Source organism: Kitasatospora sp. NPDC127060, from assembly GCF_042724935.1.
Classification (GTDB): Bacteria; Actinomycetota; Actinomycetes; order Streptomycetales; family Streptomycetaceae; genus Kitasatospora.
This window is the reverse complement of record NZ_JBHXEG010000035.1, coordinates 1-18,458: the sequence shown is the minus strand read 5'-3', so window position 1 is coordinate 18,458 and position 18,458 is coordinate 1. Positions and strand designations below refer to the sequence as shown.

Here is an 18,458-nt window from a genome sequence, read left to right as displayed (position 1 = left end):
CCTGACTTCTGGAGGGGGCTGGAGTGGCTGAGGGCACGGACCGTTCTGTCAGGGGTTCAGAAGAACGAGTCTTGAACCCTATGTGGATCATCTCACTATTCCTTGGCTTGGCCGAGATCACGGTAGGAGTAGCGGCGACTCAGGCGAAGGGATGGATTCAAGGAATTTTCGCCATCTTCTCGGTTCTGTTTCCTTCCGCAGTTGCCGTTGCGTTCTTTCGCATCCTGGTTACTCGGCCATTCGTGCTGTATGCCCCTAAGGATTATCCAAACCCGCCCAGCATGGAGGCCTACGTAGCGGCGTTGTCATCGGCCGCCGCCGGGAACCGGCAAAATGTCGAGGCTGCGGTGCGGGCGGCGGTCGAGAGGGTAGTGATTCCTCGACTCCCGCCAGGGTCCAAGCCTGATGCCGACGTCGTGATCGAGCAGGCTGTCCGCGCCGCTCGTCGGGACCTTGAAAGCCGATCCGTGACGGTTGACCTCAGCGGTATCGATTCGAGCCTGAGTGGTCAAACCCTGGATTTTCCTGCAGGGCAACTGACTGTCGCCAATTTGCTCGACGCGATCTACCTTGCAATTCACGACTACGTAGATGCCTACGCCTATGGGCGACAGTGGGTGCTTAGAGACCCGTCTACCGGCCAAACCTTCATGGAAATCGGAACGCAGGCTCAAGGGAGAAATCATAAGGACGCGCGCAGCCTGCAGGAGATCGGGATAATGCCAGGTGACAGGTTGCTGGCGGTCCGTGCTGCGGGGGCAGGGCGCCGACGTTAGACGCACAGTTGCTGCTGCGGCTTTTCAATGAGAGGGCCCTCTCCCTGGCCTGGGAGAGGGCCCGATTCCTTTTGTTGATCAGGCGGCGAGCACTTCCCGGGCGCGGTCGTTGAAGTCGGCTACGAGCGGATGAGGGTAGATGCTGTCGCCGAGCACCTGGCCCTTGTAGGTGATGATCCCGCCGATGCGCTCGGACCGGTACACACGCTTGACCTTGTTCGGCGTCCACCACGTTCCGCTGCCTGACGACCGGGCTCCCTTGTCGTTCCAGGCGCGGGCCACCTCGCCCGGGGTCTTGCGGTCCATGAGCATCTCGTAGCCGAGCCGGATCAACTCGACCTCTTCCGGGACGATGCGTTGAAACCCGGAGTCGGCCTCGAACCCGAAAACCCGGGGTCCGCCGGCGTGAGGCTTGTCCTTCTCGCGGCGCTGGAGCAGAGCCGAGTTGACCCGCTCCGCCATGCGCTCGGTCTCCTGCTGTGCGACCGCACCCTTGATCGTGAGGATCATGCGTCCGGAAGCGCTGGAGGTGTCCTCGCCCTCGGTGGTGGCGAAGGCGAAGCCGCACTCCTTCTGCTCGTCCAGGAAGCTGGTCAGCTCGGTGATGCGGCGGGTGAGGCGGTCGATCGAGTAGACGACGATGGCGTCGATGACCCCGGAGCGGGCGTCCTTCATCATCTCGGTGTAGACGGGCCGGGGCTTCCGGCTGGTGGTGGACGCCGAGACGTCGTTCTCCGGGTAGACCTTGAGGACCGTCCACCCGAGGCGGTCACACAGTTCCCGGCACGCCTTCTCCTGGCGCTGGATGCCGAGCTCCTGTCCCTTGCGATCCTTGCTGATGCGGGCGTAAATGCCGACCCTCGTAGCCTTGGGCATGGCCACCGTCTGAGCGCGAATGACCACGGTGTGCAACGTAGGTGCTTAACGTACAGCTACGAACGTCGCCGGCCAGGTGGTCGTGCCGGTCGTGGTCGCGGCGCGGGAGCGGATCCTGGACGTGGCCGCGTACAACAATCCCTCCGGGGACCTGTACGAGGAGGACGCGCCGAAGGCCGTGGTCCCGGCAGCGGCCTGATTCCGGACGGACATGCGGGAGGCCCTTCCCCGGGCGACGGGGGAGGGCCCTCCGGCGTTCCCGGTGCCTGTTCGGTGCCTGTTCGGGTGCGGCTGCAGGGGCTCGGGGCTCAGGGCGCGGCCCGAAAAGGCAGGGGGCCCGCCCGTGATGGGCAGGCCCCCTTGGGTGCTGCTCTTGTGCTCATGGTGACGGCTGTCGGGAGCCGCCGGCGGACCCGTTGGGGTCCCGAGCGATCAGAACATCAGAGGATGGTCAGACGGCGGTGACGTTCTCCGCCTGCGGGCCCTTCGGACCCTGGGTGACGTCGAAGGTGACCGCCTGGTTCTCCTCCAGCGAACGGAAGCCGTTCGCATTGATGGCGGAGTAGTGGACGAAGACGTCGGGGCCGCCGCCCTCCTGGGCGATGAAGCCGAAGCCCTTCTCAGCGTTGAACCACTTGACGGTTCCCTGAGCCATGCCGTTCTCCTTGCGATGCGTGTCGGGGGCCACACCGTGTGGTCCCCGGTCCGCTGCGCTGATCGCCCTGCCTCCGGACGAGTCCGAAGTTTTTCGATATTGCTGAAAAATTACAAAAAGCCTGCGGTTACATGCTCCGCAGGCTTCAAGTACTGCAAGGGGAATCAAACTGCAACTGAGGGCAACGCTAGCATGCGGTCGCTGTGACGACCAGAGGTCACTCGCCCTCCGGACAGCTCGTGTCGTGAGCCCCCGGAGCGGGGCCCGGAGTGGGCTGGGAACGGGCGCAGGAAGGCGTGTTGGGGGCGCGCACCGGAGCGGACGGCAGACCTCCGCGCGCGTGTCGGGTGGCCGGTGCGAGCCCCCGCGAACACCGGGCATACGCTGCGGGGAAGCGCACGAACAGCAAGGGAGCGGCGCAGTGGCAGCACCGGACGGACAAACGCGGGAGCTCGAACTCCAGGACACCCCGGTCAGGCCCAGGGTCGGCCATATTCAGTTCCTGAACTGCGTCCCCCTCTACTGGGGCCTCGCCAGAACCGGCAATCTGCTCGACCTCGACCTCACCAAGGACACCCCGGAGAAGCTGAGCGACCAGCTCGTCGGCGGCTCCCTCGACATCGGGCCGATCACCTGCGTGGAGTACCTGCGCAACGCCGACGACCTGCTCGTCCTGCCCGACATCGCCGTCGGCAGCGACGGCCCGGTGATGTCCTGCCTGATCGTCAGCAAGGTCCCGCTCGCCGACCTCGACGGCCGCCGGGTCGCCCTCGGCTCCACCAGCCGCACCTCCGTCCGGCTCGCCCGGCTGCTCCTGGAGGAGCGCGAAGGCGTCCGCCCCGACTACTTCAGCTGCCCGCCCGACCTCAGCGCGATGCTCGCCGAGGCCGACGCCGCCGTCCTGATCGGCGACCCGGCGCTGCGCGCCTACCTCGGACAGGCCGAAGACCTCGGGCTGACCGTCCACGACCTCGGCGAGATGTGGAAGGAGTGGACCGGCCTGCCGTTCGTCTTCGCGGTCTGGGCCGTGCGCCGCGAGTTCGCCGAGCGCCGCCCCGAGCTGACCGCGGCCGTCCACCGGGCCTTCCTGGAGTCCCGCGACCTGTCGCTGGTGGAGGCCGCCAAGGTCGCCGAACAGGCCGCCCGCTGGGAGGCCTTCGGGGCGGACGTGCTGGAGCGGTACTTCAGCGAGGCGCTGGACTTCTCGCTCGGCGGGCGGCAGCTCGCCGGGGTCGCCGAGTTCGCCCGCCGGGTGGCGCACGACAGCGGGTTCGCGCCGGATGTGAGGGTGCGGCTGCTGGAGCCGGCGGAGTTGCCGGTCGGGCCGTAGGGCAGGGGCTCTCCCGCCGGGCGGGGGCTTTCGCGGTGGGCGGGGCCGGGCGGAGGGTCGGCCCGGCCCGGTACGGTCTGCTCCCGAGGCGCGTCCGGCGGGGTACTGCGCGGGGTGCGGCTCGGGAGCGGCGTAGCGGCCGGGCACCCGCCCGGGCCGCGCGGGCGCGTGCGAGGGGAGCGTGCGGGGCATGCGGGCACTGGGACCGGACGATCCGCGCCGGGTGGGCGCCTACCGGCTGCTCCGGCGGCTGGGCTCGGGCGGGATGGGCCGGGTCTACCTCGGCCGGACGGCCGGCGGACGCGCCGTCGCCGTCAAGGTGGTGCGGACGGAACTCGCCGACGACACCGAGTTCCGGGCCCGGTTCCGCCAGGAGGTGGCCGCCGCCCGACGGGTCGGCGGCGCCTGGACCGCACCCGTCCTGGACGCCGACACCGAGGGCGAGCCGCCCTGGGTTGCCACCGGCTACGTCGCCGGCCCCGCGCTCGCCGCCGCCGTCCAGGACCACGGCCCGCTGCCGGAGGCCGCCGTCCGCGCCCTCGGCGTCGGGCTCGCCGGAGCCCTCGCCCATGTGCACGGGCTCGGCCTGGTGCACCGCGACGTCAAGCCCTCCAACGTGCTGATCACCCTGGACGGGCCCCGGCTGATCGACTTCGGGATCGCCCGGGCCCTCGACGCCACCAGCGGTTTCACCCGTTCGGGGTATGTGGTGGGCTCGCCCGGCTTCATGTCGCCCGAGCAGGCGAACGGGCAGCCGGCCGGACCGGCCGGGGACGTCTTCTCGCTCGGCGCCGTCCTGGCGTTCGCCGCCACCGGCGTGCACCCCTTCGGCGAAGGGGTCAGCGCGGCCGTCCTGCTCTACCGGGTGCTGCACGAGGAACCGGACGTCAGTGGGGTGCCCGACGCGCTGCGGACCGTCGTCCTCCGCTGCCTGGCCAAGGACCCGGCCGCCCGGCCCACCCCGCAACAGCTGACCGCCTGGCTGGACCCGGACGGCGCGGCCGGTGGCCGGCTCGCGCGGGGCGACTGGTTGCCGCCGGCGCTGGCGGCGGGGGTGGGGCGCAGTGCGGTGGAGCTGCTGGACCTGGAGGGGGAGGCGGGGGACGACCCGGCGTACTCGGACGGCTCGGCCTACTCGGGGGGCCCGGGGAACCTCGGGGCCTCGGGGGACTCGGGGGACTCGGGGGGCTCTGGTGACGGGCAGGGGTCGGGTCCGCGGCCGCCGCACGGCTACCCGCCCGTACCGGGGGCGTACCCGGAGACTGCCCGGCGCCGGCGTCGACGGGCCGTGACCGCGGGGGCGGTGGTGCTGGCGGTCGCCCTGATCGGGGGCGTGGGGTACGGGCTGTACGCGATGAGCCAGCGGCCCGATCCGGTGGTGTCGGTGCCCTCCGTCGGGCCGGTCCCGGCGATCGACCCGAGTGCAGCCATCGCGTCGCCCGGGGCCTTCGTGCCGGACGGGTCGTCCGCTTCCGCGTCCGCATCCGTTTCGGCGTCGCCGTCCGGCTCTGCGGCCGGGGCGCCGTCGGGAGTCTCCCCGGTGCCCGGGGCGGGCGGGGGCGACGTGGTGCCGGCGGCGTTCCTGGGCACCTGGAGCGGGGACATGGTCACCGACAAGGGGCTGCCCGGCGGCACCACCACGATCACCGTCCACCAGGCGGCGCTCGGTCAGGAGGCCACCACCAGCCGCAACGCCCTCTCCGGGTTGATCTCGATCAGCTGCGAGGGCGCCTGGACGCTCAAGTCCGTCTCCGGTAGCACGCTGGTGTTCCAGTCCCGGCTGGTGCGCTCCTCGATTCCCGGCGCCTGCACCGGCGGCTCGAACTCCGAGACGCTCACCCTGCAGTCCGACGGGACGATCCGCTTCACGTCCGCCGACCCGGCCGCCGGCAACCCGGCCGGCACGCTGCGCCGGGTCGGCGGTGCGGGCGGTTGAGGTGGGCGCGGTTGAGGTGGGCGCGGTTGAGGTGGGGGCGGTTGAGGTGGGGGCGTCGGTCAAGCGGGCGAGCCGGGTCGAGGTGCAGTTCAGCGGGCTGACGCGGGCGCCCGAAACGCCTGGCGTAGGCTGGTTCGGCCGTACCCGAGTAGCACTTGAGAGAGAGAAGGCCGCCAGGTGACCGAGCTCGCAGCGACCACCCTCGATGCGTCCAGCACCGACCTGCAGGCCGTGCTCGACCGGGCCGCCGCCGGCGGCCGGATCACCCCGGAGGAGGCGCTGGAGCTCTACCGTTCCGCGCCGCTGCACGCGCTCGGCTCCGCCGCCGACGCGGTGCGCCGCCGCCGCTACGCGGGTACCGAACACATCGCGACGTACATCATCGAGCGCAACATCAACTACACCAACGTGTGCGTGACGGCGTGCAAGTTCTGCGCCTTCTACGTGCCGCCTAAGAGCGACAAGGGCTGGTCCCGCGAGCTCGACGAGATCCTGCGCCGCTGCGCCGAGACGGTCGAGCTGGGCGGCACCCAGATCATGTTCCAGGGCGGCCACCACCCGGACTACGGCGTGGAGTACTACGAGCGCGCGTTCTCGGCGATCAAGGCCGACTTCCCGCAGCTGGTGATCCACTCGCTGGGCGCCTCCGAGGTCGAGCACATGTCCCGGATCTCGGGCGTCTCCATCGAGGAGGCCATCACCCGGATCCACAAGGCGGGCCTGGACTCCTTCGCCGGGGCCGGCGCCGAGCTGCTGCCGGAGCGGCCGCGCAAGGCGATCGCCCCGCTCAAGGAGTCCGGCGAGCGCTGGCTGGAGATCATGGAGGCCGCGCACGGCCTCGGCGTGGAGTCCACCTCCACCATGCTGATGGGCACCGGCGAGACCAACGCCGAGCGGATCGAGCACCTGCGGATGATCCGCGACGTGCAGGACCGCACCGGCGGCTTCCGCGCCTTCATCCCGTACACCTACCAGCCGCAGAACAACCACCTCAAGGGCTCGACCCAGGCCACCGTCTTCGAGTACCTGCGGATGATCGCGATCGCCCGGCTGTTCCTCGACAACGTCGCCCACATCCAGGGCTCCTGGCTCACCACCGGCAAGGAGGCCGGCCAGCTGTCGCTGCACTACGGCGCGGACGACCTCGGCTCGGTGATGCTGGAGGAGAACGTCGTCTCGGCGGCCGGTGCCAAGCACCGCTCCAACCTGACCGAGCTGATCCACCTCATCCGCGCCGCCGACCGCGTCCCGGCCCAGCGCTCCACCACGTACGAGCACCTGCGGGTGCTGGACGACCCGGCGAACGACCCGGTCGACGCGCGGGTCGCCTCCCACATCGCCTCCACGGCCATCGAAGGCGGCACCGCGCACCCCGAGCTGAAGATCCTGGACAACTGAGCCCGGCGGCCCGGCCACCGTGCTGACCCTCCACCGGGCGGCGTTCCTGCTGCCCGACCCGGCCGACCCCACCGCCCCGTCCTTCGCCGACGGGGCGGTGGTGGTGCGCGGCGAACTGGTCGAGGCCGTCGGGCCGTACCCGGAACTGGCGGCGGCCCACCCGGCGGCGCGGGTCCGGGACTGGGGCACCGCCGTGCTCACACCCGGGCTGCGCAACCCCTGGGGGCAGCGGCTGTTGGAGCGGGACTACCACCCGGACCCGCGGGAGGAGACCGGCGTCGAACCGGTCGCGGACGGGCTGGTGGGCTGCACGGACGAGACCCGGTACGGGGCCAGCGCGCGGCGCGGGCTGCAGCGGATGCTCGGGTTCGGGGTGACGGCGGTGGCCGGGCCGTTCGAACGGGCCGCGGTGCGGACGGCGGTGGCGCGGTCGGGGGTGGTGGCGTTGCCGGAGCCGTCGGTTGTGCTGGAGCCGTTGGCTGTGGATCCGTTGGCTGTGCTGGATCCGCTGACTGTGCTGCCGTTGATGCGGGCCGTGCACGGGCGGATGGCGGCCGGTGGGCGGGCGGACTTCGCGGTGTTCCCGGTGTTCCCGGTGAGCGCGGGGGTGGGTGTGGCTTCGGCTTCGGCTGCGGCTGCGGGTCCTGGCGCGGCCGGTGTGGAGCCGGCGTCCGGCGGGAGCCTGGCGACCGTGCTGGGCGGACGGTTGGTGTACCGGCGGCGGTGAGGACCGGCCGGGGTCGGGGACCGGCCCGATGTGACGTACTCATCAGTAAGCGGATTGCCTTGCCACGTACGGGACTTCCTTCGTGTGCACCCGAACTGCCGTGCCCACTCAGGGCGGTGATTGCCCCTTCGCCGTGACCTGAGGGCCCGCCAGCGGATACGATCCCGGACAGCTCACTCCGTACCCTCACCACACCACCACCCGTGCCCGCGGGCGGCGGGGCCGTGCCCCAGGCCCCGGAGGCAAGCCAGGACAGGAACCATGCGAACCGCGACCGTCTCCCCGCCGCGCTCCCCGCGGTTGGGCCGTGGTTGGTACCTCGCCGCCGTGCTCAGCGCCGTGCTGGCCGTCGGGATGTGCCTGCTCGGTTGGCGCCAGGCCGACCAGGCCGACCGGATCGCGGCCCACCCGGTGAGAGTCGAGGGCGTCGTCACCCAACTGCCGACCGGCGGCGGCACGTACAGCGCCGTCAGCTACAAGGTCAGCGGCCAGCCGCACACCGCGGCCGCGCTGCCGCTCTCCGACGGCGCCAAGGTCGGCGACGCGGTCTGCCTGGAACACGCCGCCGACGACCCCGGCGCGGTGCGGATCTGCGGCGACACCTACCCCCAGCCGGTCGGCGTCGGCCTGGCCCGGTTCAGCGTGCCGGTCGCCGTCGTGCTCTTCGTGATCTGCATCCTGCGCATCCGGCGCCACCGGCGGGCCGTCGCGGTCCGCACCGGGCAGGGCCGGATCGCCGCCAACCTCGCCATGGCCACCGGGGCGCTGGCCGAGGGGATGCCCGCGATAACCCAGGGCAAGCGCTCGCGGCGCCGGCGCCGGGCGGGCGGCCGCCGGGGGACGCACTAGGTGTATTGACCCGCAGGATTGTTCACGCGGCAGATCGGGGGTTTGCCTCCGAGTGCGGTGTGGGGTGGTGCGCGGGCAGCTGGAGCGGTCGAGCAGGCCTGCTTCGCCCTCGGCCCGCCAGCGCCGCACCCACTTGTGGGCCGTGGCCCGGGAGACGCCCGTCTCGGCGGTGACGTGCGCGACCGGTCGGCCGGCCTGGACCCGTTCGACCAGGAGCCGCCTGCCGTGCACGGTCAACCGGGCGTTACGGTGGCACACGAAGACCTTCGTGCGTGGTGTGGAGCCTAGACACCTCCACCACACCGGAGGTCCTCGCCATGATCAAGCCCGACCGCCGTCAACAACGCTCGTGGTCAATACAACTAGGGCGTGTCCCAGGCGCGTGAAGACGCGCCCCTGGGGCCGGCTGGTGTGCCCCGTTGTCGTGCCCCGTTGGTCGGGGTGTCCGTCCCAGGGTGAACAATGGGGGCGTGACCCGAGCCTCCCTGGACAAGCAGCCGCACGAAGTCGCCGCCATGTTCGACGACGTCGCGGCCAAGTACGACCTCACCAACGACGTGCTCTCCCTCGGCCAGGCCCGCGCCTGGCGCCGGGCGGTGGCCGAGGCGGTGTCCGCCGGACCGGGGGACCTCGTGCTCGACCTCGGGGCCGGCACCGGCACCTCCTCGCTGCCCTTCACCGAGGCCGGGGCCAAGGTCGTCCCGTGCGACTTCTCGGTCGGCATGCTCACCGAGGGCAAGCGCCGCCACCCCGAGCTGCCCCTCACGGCCGGCGACGCCACCCGACTGCCGTTCGCGGACGACACCTTCGACTCGGTGACGATCTCCTTCGCGCTGCGCAACGTCCAGGAGACCGACGAGGCGCTGCGCGAGATGCACCGGGTCACCAAGCCCGGCGGCAAGCTGGTGATCTGCGAGTTCTCCACGCCGACCTGGACGCCGTTCCGGACGGTCTACACCGAGTACCTGATGCGCGCCCTGCCCCCGGTCGCCACCGCCGTCAGCAGCAACCCTGACGCGTACGTCTACCTCGCCGAGTCCATCCGGGTCTGGCCGGACCAGCCCGCGCTGGCCGCCCGGATGCAGGAGTGCGGCTGGTCGAAGGTCGCCTGGCGGAACCTGACCGGCGGGATCGTCGCGCTGCACCGCGGGTACAAGCAGGCGTAGCGGCTTTGCGGCGTAGTGGCGTAGCGGTGTAGCGGTGCGGTGGGGGCGGTTCCTGGTCGGCGGGTGGCGGTTCCAGGACGGGCCGCGGGGGCTTCCGGCGGCGTGAGCGGAACTAGACTGCCGGAGACAAAAGCCGCCATCCCCCGCCGCAGCTCCAGGAGTGTGTCCACGTGTCCGAGACCGCAGCCGATCTGACGAAGCCGGACAGCACGGTCGAGAGCACCGCCGACGTCATCGTGGTCGGCGCGGGCCCGGCCGGGGCCACGACCGCCTACTACCTCGCCCAGGCCGGGCTGGACGTGCTGCTGCTGGAGAAGACCGCCTTCCCGCGCGAGAAGGTCTGCGGCGACGGCCTCACCCCGCGCGCCACCAAGCAGCTGGTGGACATGGGCATCGACGTCTCCACCGAGAACGGCTGGTTGCACAACAAGGGCCTGCGCATCATCGGCGGCGGCGTCCGACTGGAGCTGGACTGGCCCGAGCTGGCCTCCTTCCCCGACTACGGCCTGGTCCGCAAGCGCGCCGACTTCGACGAACTGCTCGCCCGTCAGGCCGAGAAGGCCGGCGCCCGGCTCTACGAGCGCTGCAACGTCAGCGGGCCGGTCCTGGACGACCGCACCGGCCGGATCGTCGGCGTCACCGCCAAGCTCGGCGAGGAGAAGCGCCCCGTCACCTTCCGGGCCCCGCTGGTGGTCGCCGCCGACGGCAACTCCACCCGGCTCTCCCTCGCCATGGGCCTGCACCGCCGTGAGGACCGCCCGATGGGCGTCGCCTACCGCACCTACTTCAACTCGCCGCGCCACGACGACGACTACCTGGAGTCCTGGCTGGAGCTGTGGGACACCCGCGACGGCCAGCGCAAGCTGCTGCCCGGCTACGGCTGGGTGTTCGGCATGGGCGACGGCACCTCCAACGTCGGCCTCGGCATCCTCAACTCCTCGCCCGCGTTCGGTGAACTCGACTGGCGTGAGGTGCTCAAGGCCTGGTGCGCTGGCATGCCGGCCGAGTGGGGGTACACCCCCGAGAACATGACCGAACCGATCCGCGGCGCCGCCCTGCCGATGGCCTTCAACCGGCAGCCGCACTACACCCGCGGCCTGCTGCTCGTCGGCGACGCGGGCGGCATGGTCAACCCGTTCAACGGCGAGGGCATCGCCTACGCGATGGAATCCGGCCAGATCGCCGCCGGCGTCATCGTCCAGGCCCATGCCCGCGTCACCGAGGGCGGCCGCGAGCGCGCCCTGCACGCCTACCCGCGCATCCTCAAGGACGTGTACGGCGGCTACTACACGCTCGGCCGCGCCTTCGTGAAGCTCATCGGCAACCCCAAGGTGATGCAGCTCGCCGCCCAGCACGGCCTGCCCCGGCCGCTGCTGATGCGCTTCACCCTCAAGCTGCTCGCCAACCTCACCGACCCGCAGGGCGGCGACGCGATGGACCGCCTGATCAACGGGCTGGCGAAGGTCGCGCCCAACGCCTGACGCCGGGGGTGGGGGCGCTGGCGTCGAGCGGGGGCGGGGCAGTACTTGGCGCCTGGCGAGGGCGGTGCTTGGCGCTGGTGGCGCCGGGCAGCGACGGAGGCGTCGCGCGCCGCGGGGCGCCGGGCGGCGCCTAGCGGGCCTCGGGTGCTTGGTGTGCCTCCGGTTCGGTCTTCGCTGCTGCCTCCGGGGCTGCCTCCCGATCCACGGTGTCGTGGGAGGCAGCGGGGTCGGAGGCGGCCGCGCTCGAGGTGGCCGGCCGGGAGTCGGTCGAGCGGGAGTCGGCGGCGCGGGAGTCGGCGGAGCGGGAGCCGGCCGAGCGGGAGTCTGCGGAGCGCTGCTCGACGTAGGAGAGGCGCTCGGTGAACACCCGGGCCGCGTCGGGGGTGAGCGTGCGGAGGGCGACGAGGGCGCTGAAGATGACGTCGCAGAGCTCGTGCTGGACGTCCTCCCAGGTGTGGGTGACACCCTTGCGCGGGTTCTGACCGGTCGCCCCGATCACCGCCGCGCCGACCTCGCCGATCTCCTCGGAGAGCTTGAGGAGCCGCAGCAGGCGCTCCTCCTGCGGCGACTGGGTGCTGTGCTCGTCCAGCCATGCGACCAGGTGGTCGACGCTCTCCCAGATCCGGCTGTCCATGCGGTGCTGCTCCCTGCGGTGTCGGTGGTGCTGCCACCGTACGGGAGCGGCGACGGGGGCGGGCCGGACGGTTCGCCGGGCCCGTCCGCCGCTTGGGCCGGTCGACCGCCAGGGTGGGCCCGCCCCGGAGGTCAGTGCTTGCTGATCTTCACATGGCGGATGTTCACGGGGGCGTTGGGGTAGCCGTCGCCGGGGCCGTTCTGGTCGTCCTCGCCGGCGGCCGCGATCTTCTGCAGGACGTCCAGGCCGGCCGTGATCCGGCCGAACGGGGTGTAGGCGGGGGAGAGCTTGGTGTCCTTCCAGACGATGAAGAACTGGCTGCCGTTGGTGTTCGGACCGGCGTTGGCCATCGCCACGGTGCCGGCCGGGTAGGTGGCGCCGGTGAGGTTCTCGTCCGGGAAGGAGTAGCCCGGACCGCCGCTGCCCGTCCCGGTCGGATCGCCGCACTGCAGGACGTAGATCCGCTGGGTGGTGAGGCGGTGGCAGTGGCTGCGGTCGAAGTAGTCGTGCTCGGCGAGGAATCGGAACGAAAAGGTGGTGCAGGGCGCCTTGTCGGTCAGTGCTTCGAAGGTGATCGGGCCCTGGTTGGTCCGCAGGGTCGCGTGGTACGGGCTGGCGGCCTTCTGCGCGTCGAAGACCGGGATGCCCTTGAAGTTGTCGGCCGGGGCGGCCGGTGTGTAGGTGCAGGCCGCGCTCAGGGCGGTGGTGGTGGCGGAGGGGGCCGCGACGGCCGTGCCGGTGCTCGCCGCGAGCGGGAGGACGGTGGCGGCGGCGACCAGGGCCCAGTGCTTGCGCTTCATGTGACGGGCCTTCCGGGGGGTGGTGGATGGCATGTTTGTCATGGAGGCATCATCCACGGCCGGGTGGGTCTCCGGTAGGGGTTGGGGCGGTCGGGGCTCCTATGGCTTGAGGGTGCGTGAGGGCGCGTAAGGATGCGTGAGGGATTGCCGGGGGCCGGGGGCCGGGCGCGGTCGGGTATCCGGCGGTTGCCGGGCCTCGGGGTGCGGCGCCGGGTGGGCCTTAGGGTGAGGCTCGGGGCGGGGTACGGGCTCTACGGGGCGGGGGTGTTCGGGGTGGTGTCGGGGTTCGGCGGGGTGGAGGCGAACAGCCCGGCGCGGGCGGCCAGGGCGGCGGCGTCGGCGGCCCGTTCCGCGGTGCGGGCGTCCAGGGGTTCACCGGTGACGAACAGTCGGTAGTAGAGCGGGGCGGTGGCGGCCCGCACCACCTCGGCGCCGTCCGTCCCGATGGGCAACTCGCCCCGGGTGACCGCCCGTTCGGCTACTTCGGCGGCCTGGCGGTGGCGGGCCGCGAAGAAGTCGCGCAGGGCGGCCGCGCCGGTGTCGGAGCGCTGGGCGGCGGAGATCAGCGCGATGGGCGTGGGGCTCCGTTCGGGGTCGGTGAAGACGCTGAACACCTCCTGGGTGATCCGGCGGAGGTCCTGCTGGAGGTCTCCGGTGTCGGGTAGCGGCCAGAGCTGGTCGGCGGAGGCGGTCAGGGCGTCCGCGATCAGGCCGTCAACCCCTCTCCACCGCCGGTAGAGGGTGGCCTTGTGGACGCCGGAGCGTACTGCGACCGCCTCGGCGGTGAGTCCGTCGTAGCCCTTCTCCGTGACCTCGGCGAGCGTGGCGGCGACCACGTCCGCACGGACCCGGGCGCTTCGGCCGCCCGGGCGCGGGGTCGGTGTGCGGGGTTGCTGATCAGGGTGGGCGGCCTCGCTCAAAGTCGACTCCAGTCGCATTAGTGCTTGCTGTGGGGTGGCGGTTCTGCCATGCTCATCATAATGCGACTTTCGTCGCATTACGAGAGGAGCTCGCTTGACCGCCCACGCCATCCCTGACCCGACCGTCCTCCACCCGCTCGCCGGCCACGACCGGGTGGTCCTGCTGCGCCCGCTCGTCACCGATCCGAGGATCGAGGTCGGCGAGTTCACCTATTTCGACGACCCTGACGGAGCCACCCGCTTCGAGGAACGCAACGTTCTCTACGCCTACGGCCCCGAGCGACTGGTGATCGGCAGGTACTGCGCGATCGCCACCGGAACCCGCTTCCTGATGGCCGGGGCCGCCCACCCCGCTATCGGCGTCTCCACCTTCCCCTTCACGATGTTCGGCGGTAGCTGGACCGAGCAGACCCTCGACATCGTCACGGGCCTGCCCAGCCGTGGCGACACCGTGGTCGGCAACGACGTCTGGTTCGGATTCGGAGCCACCGTCCTGCCCGGCGTCCGGATCGGCGACGGAGCGATCATCGCGGCCGGCGCGGTGGTCACCGCCGACGTCGATCCCTACACGATCGTCGGCGGCAACCCCGCCCGCCCGATCCGGCGCCGCTTCGACGATGCCGACATCGGACGCCTGCTCCGTGCGGCCTGGTGGGACTGGCCGGTCGAACTCGTCACCGAGCACGTCCGAGCCATCATGTCCGGCACCCCAGCCGACATCGAGGCCATCGCCGAGACGAACGGCGTGCTCGCCTCCTGACCCGTCGGCACCGGCCAGGGGCATTGATCACCGGCGGGCCGGTGCGCGAAGATGGCGCACCTTTGCTCCATCCCTCACCCCGTCCACCGCTGAGCCACACGCCCAGCCTCTGGGTCCGTCCGACGCCGTACGGTCCTCGCACCTGCCGGTTCCGTTCGCTCGGAGGGATCTTCCTCATGTCTGCCTCCCCGTCCTCGTCCTCATCGGTTCTTCGTGATCTGCCGGTCCTGCTCGTGGCAGTGGTGTGGGGGTCGAGCTTCCTCGCCGTCCAGCGGGTGGCCGAGCCGGGGACGGTCGTGGCGATGCTCGTCCTGCGCTTCGGGCTGGTGCTGCCGCTGCTCGGCCTGGTCGCCTGGCGGGCCCTGCGGAAGCTGGGCCGCGCCGAGTGGCTCGGTGGCGCCGTACTGGGCCTGGTCCTCAGTGGGATCTTCCTGTTGGAGACCTATGGCGCCGTCCACACCTCTGCCACCAACGCCGGACTGATCATCAGCCTCGCCATGGTGCTCACCCCACTCGGCGAGAGCGCCCTGGGCCGCACCGCACCACCGCGCGCCTTCCTCGCGGCTGCCGGGCTGGCCGTCCTCGGCGTCGCCCTGCTCACTGGCGACGGCGGACTGCGCCCTCCGACGCTTGGTGACCTGCTGGTGCTGGGCGCCGCCCTGGTCCGCTCGGCGTACGTCCTCGCCATGGCCCGCACCCGGGCCGTCCGCAACACCGACATGCTCGCCGTCACCTGGGTCCAACTCGCGGTTGCCACCGCCGTGTTCATGATCGTCGCACTGGCCGTCGGGCCCACTCCGTGGAGCGTCGCCCTCTCGTACGGAGCCGGCCAGTGGGCCTGGCTGTTGCACCTGTCCTTGTTCTGCACCCTGTTCGCCTTCTTCGTCCAAATGTGGGCTGTCCGGGCCACCTCTCCGTCCCGGGTGAGCCTGCTGCTCGGCACCGAACCGCTGTGGGCCGCCGTCTTCGGCATCACCCTCGCCGGGAACCGGATGGGCTCGCTCGCCTTGGTCGGCGGAGCCCTGGTACTGGTCGCGACCGAATGGGGCCGGCGCACCGCCCCCGCGCCGCGCCCGGCCAGCGGCGGGGGCGAGAGGTCGCCCGATACGGAGGGGGTGAGCCCGGAGCCGACTCCGGTGTGACCCGTCGCTCTGGTCATCGGCGCCGTCGCAGCGTCCGGCGGGCGTAGTCGACGGTGACCACGCCCAGCAGCGGGCCCCAGGCGACCAGGGGCAGGTAGGCGAGTGTCATCACGATGGCCGCGACGCCATGCGGCGAGTCCGGCTCGGCCAGGTTGTGGGCCCATCGGCCGAACAGCCCCTCCAGGCCGAGGAGCGTGAGCACCACCGATCCCAGCAGGGCCGGGACGATCACGGCGAGGGGCGGAATCCGACGGCCGCCTATCAGCGGGATCCGGCGCGGAAACACCTGGCCCCAGGGACGCACCAGGCCGACGGTCAGAATGGCCAGGACTTCGGCCAGGCTGCTCAGCGCCACGCAGTAGACCGTGCCCCAGCCCGGCTGGTGGGCGGCGTACGCTGCGGCCGTCGCGCCGGTGAAGCCGACCGGAACGCCGAATCCGAAGGCGACCCGCCACAGCCCCGAGGGGACGGTGGTGAGGACGGCGGCCTTGGCGGCGAGCTGGGCCCAGCGCGGCGCGGGCGGGACGGCGGAGAGAGCGCCGGCCGGCCGGCGGGCGGTGCTGCGGGGGTTGATCATGAGCTTCGACATGGTGGTGGCCTCCCATCGGCTCCGACCTCCGTGGCCGGTGCGATGTCTCAAGACTGGAGGTCCACCAGGGCTCGCGGCAGATGCCGATCGGGCTGTTCCTCCTGCTCAACCGGCCTTTGAAATATGCCGATCGGCACAGGTGTGCCGCTCGGGCGCCGTCGTAGTGTGACGGCAGTCGAAGAGTCGAGGAGGCGGTGACGATGACTCAGATCCTGGCCGGGGTGGTCCTTGTCCTGGCGCTGCCGGCCTGGTTGGCGCGATCGCGCTACGGGGTGGCGGCCATGACCACGGCCCTCGGGGTTGCGTCGATCGCGGTCACGGTCACCGTCTGGTTCCTCGGCCGCTGGCTGGAGGGGGACCGCTGGGCCGGGCTGCTGGGCCTGATCGAACTGGCCGCCCTGTTGCTGTCGGTGGTCATCAGCCTGCGCACCGAGGACGGCCCGCGGTGCGCCGCGGCGGCCTGGACGGCGTGCGGAGCGGTCGCCCTGTGGCTGACGCGGTTCGCGTTCGTCGAAGGGCCGGGGGACATGCTCACGGTCTTCGGGTTCGGCTCGGCTCTGTCGCTGCCGACGGTCCTGATCGGGCTCTACCTACGAGGCCTGGACGAAGGGCGCAAGCAGGCGGTGGTCGAGGCGAGGCGCGCGCAGCGACTCGAACTGGCCCACGACCTCCACGACTTCGTGGCACACGACGTGAGCGGGATGGTCGCTCAGGCCCAGGCGGGCGCCTACCTGGCCTCGGTCGACCCGGCCCGAGCCGTCGCCCTGTTCGAACGGATAGAGCAGGCCGGGCAACGGGCCCTGGCATCGCTGGACCGGACGGTCCAGCTGCTGCGCACGGAGGAGGGGAGCGGGCGCAGCCCACAGCCGGGTCTCTCGGAACTCGCCGAGGTGGTCGAGCGGTTCACGGCCTCGGGCGGTGCGGAAGTCCGGCTGGAGCTGCCGGACCAGCCGGTACCGCGGGAAGTGGGCGGGACTGTTCACCGGATCGTGGTCGAGGCACTGACCAACGTCCGCCGGCACGCTCAGGACGCCCATCGGATCGAGGTCCGGGCACGCCGCGGCGGCGGATGGCTGGAGCTGACCGTGACGAACGACGGCCGGGCACCGGGGCCGACCGGCCGCCCCCGCCGAGGCGGTGGCAGCGGACTGCCGGGGCTGGCCGCGCGAGTGGAGGCACTGGGCGGCACGTTCGAGGCCGGTGCGTACGAGGAGGAGGCGTGGCGCGTGACGGCGAGGCTGCCGTTGGCAGGCCGGGAGGAGCGGGAACAGCCGGAAGGCTTGATGAGGACCAGCGCGGGTGCAGGGGAGAAGAGCGGATGAGCAGTAGTGCGGGGCCGATTCGGATCCTGGTCGCCGATGACCAGGCAGATGTCCGCAGCGCATTCCGGATGATCCTGGACGTCCAACCGGACATGGTGGTGGTGGCTGAGGCGGCGAACGGTGCCGCGGCGGTGGAGGAGGCGAAGAGGCTGCGGCCGGACGTGGTGCTCGCGGACATCCGGATGCCGAAACTCGACGGCCTGGAGGTCACACGGCAACTGGCCGGGCAATGCAAGGTGATCGTGGTGACCACCTTCGACCTGGACGAATACGTGCACACGGCCTTGCGAAACGGTGCGGCTGGCTTCCTGCTGAAGCGTTCGGGCCCGGTGCTGCTGATCGAGGCCGTTCGGGCGGCGATGGCCGGGGATGCGTTGATCAGCCCGCAGATCACCGTCCGACTGCTGCAGCACATGGCGCTGCCGGGCTCTGCCCCGACGCCCGGTCCCGCGAGCGGGATGGGCACTCCGGGTCCGTTGATAGCCGGCCCGGTGGAGGAACTGACCGAGCGAGAAAGGGAGATCGCTGAGCTGGTGGCCGATGGAGCGACCAACGCCCAGATCGGCGCCGGGCTCTTCATCTCACCGGGAACGGTGAAGAACCATCTCGCCAACATCCAGCGCAAGCTCGGCGCCCGTAACCGGGTGGGCGTCGCGGCGTGGGTGTGGGAACAGGCAGTCGGAAGCCGGTAACCGGCTCTGATCCGTAGGCGAGAGCGGAACAGCGTAGGCGGCCCGCACAAGGGCGGGGCCCAAGGACGAGAGGAAGGCAGGGCAGGAGACAGAGGTGGAGGCGGGCCCAGGGATGTGAGGGCCGCGTCGGGAAGGGAAGTTGGGCCTGCCCACAACGGGAGGCGGGGCCGCGGACACGAAGGCGGAGGGCGAGGAGGAGGGCGAAGGGCAGGCCCCCAGGGGCCCACATGCCGCCGGGGCTGCGAGCGCGCGGCAGCTCCGCGCTGGGACCGGCCGGCCCAGCGCAGGTGACACCGGCGGCTGGTGGGCAACGCGGGCGGCGGGCGGCGGGCGGCGGGCGGCGGGCGGCTCAGCCGACCTCGGCCAGCTCCCGCCCGCGCAGAAACAACACTGTAGCTTATACAC

The 18,458-nt window shown here is 71.5% G+C and carries 18 protein-coding genes and 2 pseudogenes; 13 read left to right on the top strand and 7 right to left on the bottom strand.

Features of this window, described 5'->3' with window-relative positions; translation table 11 throughout:
• The first annotated feature begins 107 nt into the window (after nt 1–107).
• The gene (locus tag ACFWIS_RS20420; protein ID WP_380455158.1) at nt 108–776 is read left to right on the top strand and encodes a hypothetical protein; all 669 of its coding nucleotides are present in this window, start codon (nt 108–110) and stop codon (nt 774–776) included.
• A 78-nt stretch (nt 777–854) separates the two neighbouring features.
• Here the strand turns inward: ACFWIS_RS20420 and ACFWIS_RS20415 are convergent, their stop codons facing one another.
• A complete protein-coding gene (locus ACFWIS_RS20415; RefSeq protein WP_380455253.1) occupies nt 855–1,679 on the bottom strand; it encodes a recombinase family protein in 825 nt (274 codons plus the stop codon).
• 22 nt (nt 1,680–1,701) lie between these two features.
• Here ACFWIS_RS20415 and ACFWIS_RS20410 point away from each other — a divergent pair.
• A pseudogene (locus ACFWIS_RS20410) lies at nt 1,702–1,851 on the top strand (dicarboxylate/amino acid:cation symporter); the annotation flags it as partial.
• A gap of 252 nt (nt 1,852–2,103) precedes the next feature.
• Here the strand turns inward: ACFWIS_RS20410 and ACFWIS_RS20405 are convergent.
• Nucleotides 2,104–2,307, bottom strand: coding sequence for a cold-shock protein (locus tag ACFWIS_RS20405; RefSeq protein ID WP_030287184.1), 204 nt, complete (start codon nt 2,305–2,307; stop codon nt 2,104–2,106).
• A 421-nt stretch (nt 2,308–2,728) separates the two neighbouring features.
• Between ACFWIS_RS20405 and ACFWIS_RS20400 the strand changes: the two genes are divergently transcribed.
• From ACFWIS_RS20400 to ACFWIS_RS20380, 5 genes are all read left to right on the top strand, one after another.
• Nucleotides 2,729–3,637, top strand: coding sequence for a menaquinone biosynthetic enzyme MqnA/MqnD family protein (locus tag ACFWIS_RS20400; protein ID WP_380455156.1), 909 nt, complete (start codon nt 2,729–2,731; stop codon nt 3,635–3,637).
• Between the two features lie 190 nt (nt 3,638–3,827).
• Nucleotides 3,828–5,573, top strand: a complete 1,746-nt coding sequence (locus ACFWIS_RS20395) for a serine/threonine-protein kinase (RefSeq protein WP_380455154.1) — start codon at nt 3,828–3,830, stop codon at nt 5,571–5,573.
• A gap of 177 nt (nt 5,574–5,750) precedes the next feature.
• A complete protein-coding gene (mqnC, locus tag ACFWIS_RS20390; protein WP_380455152.1) occupies nt 5,751–6,971 on the top strand; it encodes a cyclic dehypoxanthinyl futalosine synthase in 1,221 nt (406 codons plus the stop codon).
• 19 nt (nt 6,972–6,990) lie between these two features.
• Nucleotides 6,991–7,698 (top strand): hypothetical protein, encoded by a 708-nt coding sequence (locus ACFWIS_RS20385; RefSeq protein ID WP_380455150.1) that lies wholly within the window; start codon nt 6,991–6,993, stop codon nt 7,696–7,698.
• Nucleotides 7,699–7,959: 261 nt separating this feature from the next.
• Nucleotides 7,960–8,547, top strand: coding sequence for a hypothetical protein (locus ACFWIS_RS20380; protein ID WP_380455263.1), 588 nt, complete (start codon nt 7,960–7,962; stop codon nt 8,545–8,547).
• A gap of 51 nt (nt 8,548–8,598) precedes the next feature.
• On the opposite strand, the pseudogene ACFWIS_RS20375 reads toward ACFWIS_RS20380, so the two are convergent.
• A pseudogene (locus ACFWIS_RS20375) lies at nt 8,599–8,805 on the bottom strand (leucine zipper domain-containing protein); the annotation flags it as partial.
• 212 nt (nt 8,806–9,017) lie between these two features.
• Between ACFWIS_RS20375 and ACFWIS_RS20370 the strand changes: the two are divergent.
• Nucleotides 9,018–9,713 (top strand): demethylmenaquinone methyltransferase, encoded by a 696-nt coding sequence (locus ACFWIS_RS20370; protein ID WP_380455148.1) that lies wholly within the window; start codon nt 9,018–9,020, stop codon nt 9,711–9,713.
• Nucleotides 9,714–9,904: 191 nt separating this feature from the next.
• Nucleotides 9,905–11,194, top strand: a complete 1,290-nt coding sequence (locus tag ACFWIS_RS20365) for a geranylgeranyl reductase family protein (RefSeq protein ID WP_380455251.1) — start codon at nt 9,905–9,907, stop codon at nt 11,192–11,194.
• A 130-nt stretch (nt 11,195–11,324) separates the two neighbouring features.
• On the opposite strand, the gene ACFWIS_RS20360 is transcribed toward ACFWIS_RS20365, so the two are convergent.
• The 3 genes from ACFWIS_RS20360 to ACFWIS_RS20350 all read right to left on the bottom strand — a co-directional run bounded on the left by ACFWIS_RS20360 (nt 11,325) and on the right by ACFWIS_RS20350 (nt 13,464).
• Entirely contained in the window at nt 11,325–11,828 is a 504-nt protein-coding gene (locus ACFWIS_RS20360; RefSeq protein ID WP_380455146.1) for a MazG-like family protein, read from the bottom strand.
• A gap of 131 nt (nt 11,829–11,959) precedes the next feature.
• Nucleotides 11,960–12,670 carry a peptidylprolyl isomerase gene (locus ACFWIS_RS20355; protein WP_380455144.1) on the bottom strand — a complete coding sequence of 237 codons (711 nt, stop codon included), beginning with the start codon at nt 12,668–12,670 and terminating at the stop codon, nt 11,960–11,962.
• Nucleotides 12,671–12,879: 209 nt separating this feature from the next.
• Nucleotides 12,880–13,464, bottom strand: a complete 585-nt coding sequence (locus ACFWIS_RS20350; RefSeq protein WP_380455142.1) for a TetR/AcrR family transcriptional regulator — start codon at nt 13,462–13,464, stop codon at nt 12,880–12,882.
• A 178-nt stretch (nt 13,465–13,642) separates the two neighbouring features.
• Here ACFWIS_RS20350 and ACFWIS_RS20345 point away from each other — a divergent pair, with 178 nt between their 5' ends.
• Complete coding sequence (locus ACFWIS_RS20345; RefSeq protein WP_380455140.1) at nt 13,643–14,308, top strand: CatB-related O-acetyltransferase; 666 nt, start codon at nt 13,643–13,645, stop codon at nt 14,306–14,308.
• A gap of 176 nt (nt 14,309–14,484) precedes the next feature.
• Entirely contained in the window at nt 14,485–15,450 is a 966-nt protein-coding gene (locus ACFWIS_RS20340) for a DMT family transporter (protein WP_380455138.1), read from the top strand.
• Between the two features lie 13 nt (nt 15,451–15,463).
• Here ACFWIS_RS20340 and ACFWIS_RS20335 read toward each other — a convergent pair whose 3' ends face one another.
• Nucleotides 15,464–16,039, bottom strand: a complete 576-nt coding sequence (locus ACFWIS_RS20335; protein WP_380455136.1) for a hypothetical protein — start codon at nt 16,037–16,039, stop codon at nt 15,464–15,466.
• A gap of 200 nt (nt 16,040–16,239) precedes the next feature.
• Here ACFWIS_RS20335 and ACFWIS_RS20330 point away from each other — a divergent pair, with 200 nt between their 5' ends.
• Nucleotides 16,240–17,361, top strand: a complete 1,122-nt coding sequence (locus ACFWIS_RS20330; RefSeq protein ID WP_380455135.1) for a sensor histidine kinase — start codon at nt 16,240–16,242, stop codon at nt 17,359–17,361.
• Entirely contained in the window at nt 17,358–18,053 is a 696-nt protein-coding gene (locus ACFWIS_RS20325) for a response regulator (RefSeq protein WP_380455133.1), read from the top strand. Before ACFWIS_RS20330 ends, ACFWIS_RS20325 begins: the two co-directional genes overlap by 4 nt.
• Nucleotides 18,054–18,458: the final 405 nt, after the last annotated feature.

Coding starts and splice junctions, on each gene's coding strand:
- ACFWIS_RS20340 (WP_380455138.1), top strand. CDS start 14,485: ATGTCTGCCTCCCCGTCCTCGTCCTCATCGGTTCTTCGTGATCTGCCG.
- ACFWIS_RS20380 (WP_380455263.1), top strand. CDS start 7,960: ATGCGAACCGCGACCGTCTCCCCGCCGCGCTCCCCGCGGTTGGGCCGT.
- ACFWIS_RS20405 (WP_030287184.1), bottom strand. CDS start 2,307: ATGGCTCAGGGAACCGTCAAGTGGTTCAACGCTGAGAAGGGCTTCGGC.
- ACFWIS_RS20325 (WP_380455133.1), top strand. CDS start 17,358: ATGAGCAGTAGTGCGGGGCCGATTCGGATCCTGGTCGCCGATGACCAG.
- ACFWIS_RS20355 (WP_380455144.1), bottom strand. CDS start 12,670: ATGACAAACATGCCATCCACCACCCCCCGGAAGGCCCGTCACATGAAG.
- ACFWIS_RS20395 (WP_380455154.1), top strand. CDS start 3,828: ATGCGGGCACTGGGACCGGACGATCCGCGCCGGGTGGGCGCCTACCGG.
- ACFWIS_RS20335 (WP_380455136.1), bottom strand. CDS start 16,039: ATGTCGAAGCTCATGATCAACCCCCGCAGCACCGCCCGCCGGCCGGCC.
- ACFWIS_RS20330 (WP_380455135.1), top strand. CDS start 16,240: ATGACTCAGATCCTGGCCGGGGTGGTCCTTGTCCTGGCGCTGCCGGCC.
- ACFWIS_RS20360 (WP_380455146.1), bottom strand. CDS start 11,828: ATGGACAGCCGGATCTGGGAGAGCGTCGACCACCTGGTCGCATGGCTG.